This window comes from Coprococcus intestinihominis, assembly GCF_040096555.1.
Taxonomy (GTDB): domain Bacteria; phylum Bacillota; class Clostridia; order Lachnospirales; family Lachnospiraceae; genus Coprococcus_A; species Coprococcus_A intestinihominis.
The window spans coordinates 1-4,773 of record NZ_JBBMEK010000260.1; the positions used below are offsets into that span (position 1 = coordinate 1).

At 43.8% G+C, this 4,773-nt stretch carries 2 protein-coding genes and 1 pseudogene; 2 read left to right on the forward strand and 1 reads right to left on the reverse strand.

Annotated features, from left to right (window positions below):
* A pseudogene (locus WMO25_RS15125) lies at positions 1-294 on the forward strand (hypothetical protein); the annotation flags it as partial.
* A gap of 87 nt (positions 295-381) precedes the next feature.
* On the opposite strand, the gene carB reads toward WMO25_RS15125, so the two are convergent.
* Entirely contained in the window at positions 382-3,606 is a 3,225-nt protein-coding gene (carB, locus tag WMO25_RS15130) for a carbamoyl-phosphate synthase large subunit (protein WP_349086006.1), read from the reverse strand.
* Between the two features lie 257 nt (positions 3,607-3,863).
* Here carB and WMO25_RS15135 point away from each other — a divergent pair, with 257 nt between their 5' ends.
* Complete coding sequence (locus WMO25_RS15135; RefSeq protein WP_349086007.1) at positions 3,864-4,763, forward strand: selenium metabolism-associated LysR family transcriptional regulator; 900 nt, start codon at positions 3,864-3,866, stop codon at positions 4,761-4,763.
* Positions 4,764-4,773 lie beyond the last annotated feature (10 nt).

Consider the following 4,773-nt stretch of genomic DNA (forward strand, 5'->3'; position numbering starts at 1 on the left):
GGTCTTCAAAAAGGTCTCGAAGAAGGTCGTCAGCAAGGTCTTCAAAAAGGTCTCGAAGAAGGTCGTCAGCAAGGTCTGAAAGAAGGTCTGAAAGAAGGTCAGCAAAAGGGCCTCAAAGAAGGCCAGCGTCTGTCCCGAATTGAAGATATCCTTGAACTTCTTTCTGAAATTGGTTGCATTCCTGATGATATCCGGGAACGGATTACATCTGAGACTCATCTTGATACTCTCAAGCAATGGTCCAGAAATGCCGCGCGCTGTCAGAATTTAGAAGAATTTATTGAGAGAATGTAACAGTCTCACGAGAGAACTGCCCGGCCAAATGTCTTTTTAAACACATAGCCGGGCAGTTCTTAAAACTTAAATGTTTTGCCAATATTTTTATTGAATTTCACTGTGCATCTGCTGCAGTGATTTAACTCCATTATTTTCTTCCATATGTGCTTTCACATAACCAATGCCCTCAGCGGTTGCTTTCGCTGCTGCGATGGTTGTCATATATGGAATCTTTGCCTTAATGGCGGCTTTACGAAGATAACTGTCATCATGCACACTTTCTTTGCCTGCCGGTGAATTAACTACAAGGTCAATCTTGCCATTCGTGATCATATCCAGAATGTTCGGACGTCCTTCATAAAGTTTCTTCACCTTTTCAGCTGGAATACCGGATTCATTCAACAGATCACAGGTCTTTCCTGTTGCAATAATCTTAAAGCCGTCTTCATGGAAGCGCTTTGCCACATCCACGACTTCTGGCTTATCTTTCTTATTCACAGAGATCAAAACTGTGCCTTCCAACGGCAGTTTCAGAGATGCGGCTTCCTGCGCCTTGAAAAAGGCTTCGCCGTAGGACTCGGATAATCCAAGTACCTCACCGGTTGATCGCATTTCCGGTCCGAGAACAGGATCTACTTCCGGGAACATATTGAATGGGAAGACAGCTTCCTTGACACCATAATATGGAATCTTCTGCTCTTTCAATTCCGGAACAGGTGACGGACGACCTGTTAATTCTGATGTAATAATATCTGTTGCCAACGGCACCATACGGATATTGCAGACTTTGGATACAAGCGGCACTGTACGGGATGCTCTCGGATTGGCTTCCAGAACATACACTTTGCCGTTCTCAATGGCGTACTGCATGTTCATCAGGCCCCTGACATGCATTTCCTCAGCAATCTTTCTTGTATATTCCTTGATGGTTGCCACATTTTCAGGTGAAATATGTACAGAAGGCAAGATACAAGCAGAGTCACCGGAATGAACACCGGCCAGTTCAATATGCTCCATAACAGCCGGTACAAAGGCATGTGTACCATCGCTGATGGCATCTGCCTCACATTCTGTAGCATGATTCAGGAAACGGTCAATCAGGATTGGTCTGTCCGGTGTCACACCAACTGCAGCTGCCATATAGCCGACCATGCTCTCATCATCATAGACAACTTCCATACCGCGGCCGCCAAGAACATAGGAAGGACGTACCATAACCGGGTAACCAATCTTATTTGCAATCTCCAGTGCCTCATCAACGGTTGTTGCCATGCCGGATTCAGGCATCGGAATGTCAAGTTTTTCCATCATGGCACGGAACAGATCACGATCTTCTGCAAGATCGATGACTGCAGGTGCTGTACCAAGAATCTTTACGCCATTTTTCTCAAGCTCTGCTGCCAGATTCAGTGGTGTCTGACCGCCAAACTGGGCAATCACGCCCAATGGTTTTTCTTTTTTATAAATGCTGAGAACATCTTCCAGTGTCAACGGCTCAAAATAAAGCTTGTCAGATGTGTCATAATCAGTAGAAACAGTTTCCGGATTACAATTGACAATAATGGTCTCAAAACCAAGCTTCTTTAAGGCAAGAGCTGCATGTACACAGCAATAGTCAAACTCGATACCCTGACCAATTCTGTTTGGACCGCCACCGAGAATCATAATCTTCGGTTTTGCCTCAGACACAGGATTCTTGTCTTTGGCATTGTAAGTGGAATAATAATACGCGCTGTCTTTTGTACCACTGACATGAACACCTTCCCATGCTTCTTCAACCCCAAGACTAATTCTGTGATTGCGGATTTCTTCCTCTGGAATCTCCAGCAGCTGGCTCAGGTATTTATCAGAAAAGCCATCTTTCTTTGCCTGGATCAAAAGTGCATCTGCCGGCAGATGACCTTTGGACTTAAGGATTTCTTCCTCTTCCTCAACCAATTCACGCATCTGCTCAATAAAGTATGTCTTCACCTTGGTCAGATTGAAAATCTCTTCTGTTGTTGCACCCTTGCGGATAGCTTCGTACATAATAAAATGACGGTCACTTGTCGGATTAATCAGCAAATGTAAAAGTTCTTCCTTTGTCATGGTATTATAATTCTTTGCATGACCAAGACCGTAACGGCCTGTTTCAAGACTTCGGATGGCTTTCTGAAAGGCCTCTTTGTAGTTCTTTCCAATACTCATAACTTCACCGACCGCACGCATCTGTGTGCCAAGCTTATCTTCAACGCCTTTGAATTTCTCAAAAGCCCAGCGTGCAAACTTGATAACCACATAGTCTCCATCCGGTACATATTTGTCCAAGGTACCATATTTTCCGCAAGGAATATCCTTCAGTGTCAAGCCTGTTGCCAGCATTGCAGACACAAGAGCGATTGGGAAACCTGTGGCCTTAGAAGCCAGAGCAGATGAACGTGATGTACGTGGATTAATCTCGATAACAATAATTCTGTCTGTCACAGGATCATGAGCAAACTGCACGTTTGTACCACCAATAACCTCAACAGATTCAACAATCTTATAAGCCTGTTCCTGAAGACGTTTCTGGCATTCTTCAGAAATTGTCAGCATTGGTGCTGCACAGAAAGAATCTCCGGTATGCACACCCAGAGGGTCGATATTCTCAATAAAACATACCGTAATCATGTTGTTATCTTTATCGCGGACAACTTCCAGTTCCAGTTCTTCCCATCCAAGAATGGACTCTTCTACAAGAACCTGGCCCACAAGACTGGCCTGAAGACCTCTGGCACAAACAGTCTTTAATTCTTCTTTATTATAAACAAGGCCGCCGCCGGCGCCACCCATTGTATAAGCCGGACGAAGGACCACCGGATAATCCAGTTTATCTGCAATAGCAAGGGCCTCTTCCACACTGTAAGCGACCTCGCTTCTCGCCATCTCGATACCAAGTTTGTCCATCGCATGCTTAAATTCAATACGGTCTTCACCACGCTCAATGGCATCCACCTGTACACCAATAACTTTTACATGATATTTATCCAAAATACCGGCCTTATTCAGCTCTGCACACAAATTCAGACCGGACTGTCCGCCCAAATTCGGCAAAAGCGCATCCGGACGTTCCTTTGCAATGATCTCTTCCAGACGTTCCACATTCAACGGTTCAATATACGTCACATCCGCTGTCTCAGGATCTGTCATAATAGTTGCAGGGTTGGAATTGACCAAAACAATCTCATAACCCAGTTTTTTCAATGCCTTGCAGGCCTGAGTGCCTGAATAATCGAATTCGCAGGCCTGACCGATAATAATCGGACCAGAACCAATAATAAGTACTTTATGAATGTCTGTTCTCTGTGGCATGATAAAATCCTCCTTATTTTAATTACTATTATAGACATAGATCGTACCTATTCACAAGCTTTTTTTCCAGAATTGTAATTAATTGTAAAAGTATTATTTATTACCCTACATTATAAACCGTTTAAATGGCAGTCCTTCACCCATTTCGACAACATTTTCGACGCGTTTTATCAATATTTTAAATATATTCATTGCCTTTTATAATAATAAATTGTATACTGTTACTAACGACTTATATACGATTACAGGAGGCCCCTATGGATTTTAAACAATTACACTCTTTTATCTCCGTTGTCCGCTGCAGAAGTTTCACGGAAGCAGCCGAAGAACTGGGCATCTCACAACCCACCATCAGCACTCATATCCGAATTTTGGAGGAAGAATTAAATTCACGGCTCATCGTACGCACAGCCAAAAGCTTTGAAGTCACCCCTCGAGGCATGGAACTTTTTGAATGTGCCCAAAACATTCTGAAACTCAGAGATGACATGGTCAGCCGCTGGAACGGTCACGGTTCCAAGGTGATTCGTCTTGGCGTTTCTACAATTCCATCCGCCTACATTCTTCCGGAAGTACTGCCGACATTCGGCAAAAGCCACGATGATATTTATTTTGTTGTTACCCAGAGCGACAGCCGCGGCATTATTGATGCTGTTCATAAAGGCAGTTATGATCTGGGCCTTGTGGGCATGAAAACCGATGACGAACAGCTTGTTTTCAAAAAGTTTTATCAGGATCATCTGGTTCTGATTGCACCTGTCACTGACTATTTTCTGGAAATGAAGGATACTGGCAGCTTTTCCCTTGAGAAGATCCTTCAGGAGCAGCCTGTCATCTTACGTGAACAGGGCAGCGGCACCGGCAAATCGGCTTCTGCTTTTCTCGAAAAAATCGGCATTCCCGAAGATAAACTCCATATTGCTGCCCGCATCAATGATCAGGAAGCCATCAAAAACCTTGTTGCCGGCAGCCTCGGCGTCTCCATCGTCTCCGAAAAAGCCGTCCATGACTATATCGATGCCAAAAGACTACTGCAGTTCGAACTGCCGGGACATATCGCCGGTAGAGAATTTTATATCATCTATCATAAGGATTTTATTTTAAAAGACTACGTTTGTGAGTTTATAAAATACTTAGAACATTGCTATAAACAGTAACTTTTCATGA

Excerpts from the sequence above, each read along its gene's own strand:
- carB (WP_349086006.1), bottom strand. The coding sequence starts at position 3,606 with ATGCCACAGAGAACAGACATTCATAAAGTACTTATTATTGGTTCTGGT.
- WMO25_RS15135 (WP_349086007.1), top strand. The coding sequence starts at position 3,864 with ATGGATTTTAAACAATTACACTCTTTTATCTCCGTTGTCCGCTGCAGA.